At 55.4% G+C, this 5,446-nt stretch carries 3 rRNA genes; all 3 read right to left on the bottom strand.

Annotated features, from left to right (window positions below):
* Positions 1 to 47: 47 nt before the first annotated feature.
* Positions 48 to 164 (bottom strand): 5S ribosomal RNA (gene rrf, locus NM2_RS46720).
* A gap of 121 nt (positions 165 to 285) precedes the next feature.
* Positions 286 to 3,398: ribosomal RNA gene (locus tag NM2_RS46715) — 23S ribosomal RNA — on the bottom strand.
* A gap of 328 nt (positions 3,399 to 3,726) precedes the next feature.
* Positions 3,727 to 5,243: ribosomal RNA gene (locus NM2_RS46710) — 16S ribosomal RNA — on the bottom strand.
* Together the 16S, 23S and 5S rRNA genes form the textbook arrangement of a ribosomal RNA operon.
* Positions 5,244 to 5,446 lie beyond the last annotated feature (203 nt).

The following is a 5,446-nucleotide window of genomic DNA, read 5'->3' as shown; positions in this document are numbered from 1 at the left end:
AAACAGCGAAGGCCCCCAGCTGATGCTGGGGGCCTTCGTGAAAATAGTTCCGGCGGTGTCCTACTCTCCCACACCCTGTCGAGTGCAGTACCATCGGCGCAGGTGACCTTAGCTTCCGGGTTCGGAATGGGACCGGGCGTTTCCCCACCGCTATAGCCGCCGTAACACTATGAAACTATCCACAGAGAGCCGCACCCTCAACCACCCCGAACAGGATGGAATCAGGTCGTCTGCCTGTATCTGTGTGTTGTTTCAGATACCGCACAGTGGACGCGTAACACCTTTGTCAGTAAGCCCTCGGCCTATTAGTACCAGTCACCTCCACACGTTACCGTGCTTCCAGTTCCGGCCTATCAACCCAATGATCTGTTGGGGGCCTTAACCCTTCAAGAGGGAGAGAAACCTCATCTTGGAACAGGCTTCCCGCTTAGATGCTTTCAGCGGTTATCCCTTCCGAACGTAGCCAACCAGCCATGCTCCTGGCGGAACAACTGGCACACCAGAGGTTCGTCCGTCCCGGTCCTCTCGTACTAGGGACAGCCTTCCTCAAGTTTCTAACGCGCGCGGCGGATAGAGACCGAACTGTCTCACGACGTTCTAAACCCAGCTCGCGTGCCGCTTTAATGGGCGAACAGCCCAACCCTTGGGACCTACTCCAGCCCCAGGATGCGACGAGCCGACATCGAGGTGCCAAACCATCCCGTCGATATGGACTCTTGGGGAAGATCAGCCTGTTATCCCCGGGGTACCTTTTATCCGTTGAGCGACACCACTTCCACACGTAGGTGCCGGATCACTAGTCCCGACTTTCGTCCCTGCTCGACCTGTCAGTCTCACAGTCAAGCTCCCTTGTGCACTTACACTCAACACCTGATTACCAACCAGGCTGAGGGAACCTTTGGGCGCCTCCGTTACACTTTAGGAGGCAACCGCCCCAGTTAAACTACCCACCAGGCACTGTCCCTGAACCAGATCATGGCCCGAGGTTAGAAGTCCAATACGACCAGAGTGGTATTTCAACGACGACTCCACACTAACTAGCGTCAATGCTTCACAGTCTCCCACCTATCCTACACAAACCGTACCGAACACCAATACCAAGCTATAGTGAAGGTCCCGGGGTCTTTTCGTCCTGCCGCGCGTAACGAGCATCTTTACTCGTAATGCAATTTCGCCGAGTCTGTGGTGGAGACAGCAGAGAAGTCGTTACGCCATTCGTGCAGGTCGGAACTTACCCGACAAGGAATTTCGCTACCTTAGGATGGTTATAGTTACCACCGCCGTTTACCGGGGCTTAAATTCTCAGCTTCGCCCTTACGAGCTAACCGGTCCTCTTAACCTTCCGGCACCGGGCAGGCGTCAGTCCGTATACATCGTCTTACGACTTCGCACGGACCTGTGTTTTTAGTAAACAGTCGCTTCTCTCTGGTCTCTGCGACCCAACCCAGCTCCCACCGTAAAGGCGTTCACCAGACCGGGCCCTCCTTCTCCCGAAGTTACGGAGGTATTTTGCCGAGTTCCTTCACCACAGTTCCCTCGATCGCCTCAGTATTCTCTACCTGACCACCTGTGTCGGTTTGGGGTACGGGCCGTGTACCAACTCACTAGAGGCTTTTCTCGGCAGCATAGGATCACTGAATTCCCCTCAACGGGTACGCATCACCTCTCAGACACATGTTGTGCGGATTTGCCTACACAACGTCCTACAGGCTTACACCACGTAATCCACCACGTGGCCCAGCTACCTTCCTGCGTCACCCCATCGCTTGACTACTACAATCAGGGTCCCGTGCAGCCACTTCTCTTCACCCGAAGGTGATAGATCCGCTTTTGGACGGTTAGCACAACTGATTCGCCATTGGGCGCGGATACACGGGTACGGGAATATCAACCCGTTGTCCATCGACTACGCCTGTCGGCCTCGCCTTAGGTCCCGACTCACCCTGGGCGGATTAACCTGGCCCAGGAACCCTTGGTCATTCGGCGGACGAGTTTCCCACTCGTCTTTCGCTACTCATGCCTGCATTCTCACTCGCGCAGCCTCCACAACTAGATCACTCTGCTGCTTCCCTGGCTACACGACGCTCCCCTACCCACCCAGTCTCCTGGCTCGAAAGCAAGATAATAACTGAGTGCCGCGGCTTCGGCGGTGTACTTGAGCCCCGCTACATTATCGGCGCAGGATCACTTGACCAGTGAGCTATTACGCACTCTTTCAAGGGTGGCTGCTTCTAAGCCAACCTCCTGGTTGTCTAAGCGACCCCACATCCTTTTCCACTTAGTACACGCTTAGGGGCCTTAGCCGGCGATCTGGGCTGTTTCCCTCTCGACTACGAAGCTTATCCCCCGCAGTCTCACTGCCGCGCTCTCACTCACCGGCATTCGGAGTTTGGCTGATTTCGGTAAGCTTGTAGGCCCCCTAGACCATCCAGTAGCTCTACCTCCGATGAGAAACACGCGACGCTGCACCTAAATGCATTTCGGGGAGAACCAGCTATCACGGAGTTTGATTGGCCTTTCACCCCTACCCACAACTCATCCCCTCAGTTTTCAACCTAAGTGGGTTCGGGCCTCCACGACGTCTTACCGTCGCTTCACCCTGGCCATGGGTAGATCACTCCGCTTCGGGTCCATGATGTGCGACTACAACGCCCTATTCGGACTCGCTTTCGCTACGGCTCCCCCACACGGGTTAACCTCGCCACACACCGATGACTCGCAGGCTCATTCTTCAAAAGGCACGCCATCACCCCACCACCCGAAGATGGAAAGCTCTGACGGATTGTAAGCGCACGGTTTCAGGTACTATTTCACTCCCCTCCCGGGGTACTTTTCACCTTTCCCTCACGGTACTAGTCCGCTATCGGTCACCAGGGAGTATTCAGGCTTACCGGGTGGTCCCGGCAGATTCACAGCAGATTTCACGGGCCCGCTGCTACTCGGGTACTCGATACAAGAGAGAACGCATTTTCGCTTACCGGACTCTCACCGTCTACGGTTGGCCATCCCAGACCAATTCAGCTAACACGAACTTTTCTGACTCTCGCTCCCCACGGCAGTAGGAAGAAATCAAGCCCCACAACCCCGCATAGACAACGCCTGCCGGCTATCACATCTACACGGTTTAGCCTCATCCGCTTTCGCTCGCCACTACTCACGGAATCACAATTGTTTTCTCTTCCTGTGGGTACTGAGATGTTTCACTTCCCCACGTTCCCTCCACACCACCTATATATTCAATGGCGGGTAACACGACATCACTCGTGCTGGGTTTCCCCATTCGGAAATCCTCGGATCTCAGCTCGGTTGACAGCTCCCCGAGGCTTATCGCAGCCTCCTACGTCCTTCATCGGCTCCTGGTGCCAAGGCATCCACCGTACGCTCTTACACACTTACAAACAAAGATGCTCGCGTCCACTGTGCAGTTCTCAAACAACACACAAGACCCTCGCACTACTGCGGCACCAGCCAGAGAAAACTCTGCGGTATGACCACGACTCGGATCTCGTCGTTCATTCGCCTAGAAAGAAACACTCGCGTGTTCTTTCAGGACCCAACAGTGTGTCGATATATCCATCGCGCTCGAAGACATGGCCTCGAACATGAAGCGATGAAACCTGTCAGCGTTCCACCCATGAGCATCCGCAGCCCCACATACGAGGACTCAACGGTCTCTGACGCAACATCATCCGACTCTTCGGACAGTCACGTAGAAGTGCTCCTTAGAAAGGAGGTGATCCAGCCGCACCTTCCGGTACGGCTACCTTGTTACGACTTCGTCCCAATCGCCAATCCCACCTTCGACGGCTCCCTCCACAAGGGTTAGGCCACCGGCTTCGGGTGTTACCGACTTTCATGACGTGACGGGCGGTGTGTACAAGGCCCGGGAACGTATTCACCGCAGCGTTGCTGATCTGCGATTACTAGCGACTCCAACTTCACGGGGTCGAGTTGCAGACCCCGATCCGAACTGAGACCAGCTTTAAGGGATTCGCTCCACCTCACGGTCTCGCAGCCCTCTGTACTGGCCATTGTAGCATGTGTGAAGCCCTGGACATAAGGGGCATGATGACTTGACGTCGTCCCCACCTTCCTCCGAGTTGACCCCGGCAGTCTCTCACGAGTCCCCGCCATTACGCGCTGGCAACATAAGATAAGGGTTGCGCTCGTTGCGGGACTTAACCCAACATCTCACGACACGAGCTGACGACAGCCATGCACCACCTGTACACCAACCACAAGGGGGGCTACATCTCTGCAGCTTTCTGGTGTATGTCAAACCCAGGTAAGGTTCTTCGCGTTGCATCGAATTAATCCACATGCTCCGCCGCTTGTGCGGGCCCCCGTCAATTCCTTTGAGTTTTAGCCTTGCGGCCGTACTCCCCAGGCGGGGTACTTAATGCGTTAGCTACGGCACGGATCCCGTGGAAGGAAACCCACACCTAGTACCCACCGTTTACGGCGTGGACTACCAGGGTATCTAATCCTGTTCGCTACCCACGCTTTCGCTTCTCAGCGTCAGTTACTGCCCAGAGACCCGCCTTCGCCACCGGTGTTCCTCCTGATATCTGCGCATTTCACCGCTACACCAGGAATTCCAGTCTCCCCTGCAGTACTCTAGTCTGCCCGTATCGACTGCAAGCTTGCAGTTGAGCTGCAAGATTTCACAATCGACGCGACAAACCGCCTACAAGCTCTTTACGCCCAGTAATTCCGGACAACGCTCGCACCCTACGTATTACCGCGGCTGCTGGCACGTAGTTGGCCGGTGCTTCTTCTACAGGTACCGTCACTCTCGCTTCGTCCCTGTCGAAAGAGGTTTACAACCCGAAGGCCGTCATCCCTCACGCGGCGTCGCTGCATCAGGCTTCCGCCCATTGTGCAATATTCCCCACTGCTGCCTCCCGTAGGAGTCTGGGCCGTGTCTCAGTCCCAGTGTGGCCGATCACCCTCTCAGGTCGGCTACCCGTCGTCGCCTTGGTAGGCCGTTACCCCACCAACAAGCTGATAGGCCGCGGGCCCATCTCGCACCGATAAATCTTTCCACCACACACCATGCAGCATGTAGTCATATCCGGTATTAGACCCAGTTTCCCAGGCTTATCCCAGAGTGCAAGGCAGATCACCCACGTGTTACTCACCCGTTCGCCGCTCGTGTACCCCGAAGGGCCTTACCGCTCGACTTGCATGTGTTAAGCACGCCGCCAGCGTTCGTCCTGAGCCAGGATCAAACTCTCCGTTGAAGACTCCAGATTTACCCCCACAAAGGGAGCGAATCAGAAATATCTCGAACCAGAGTCCGAAAACCTAACTTAAACGCCAGCCGGAAAAATAGCTGACAAAAAATGTCCGACACCCACACGGGGGTGTAAGCGCCGGAACCAAAATAAATATTTGGCACTGACATTCATCGACACACTATTGAGTTCTCAAAGAACACACGCAC

This window comes from Nocardia miyunensis NBRC 108239 (genome assembly GCF_001613065.1).
In the GTDB taxonomy this organism is placed as follows: Bacteria; Actinomycetota; Actinomycetes; order Mycobacteriales; family Mycobacteriaceae; genus Nocardia; species Nocardia miyunensis.
Note: the sequence above shows the minus strand (reverse complement) of the source record. Positions and strands in the feature narration are given on the sequence as shown.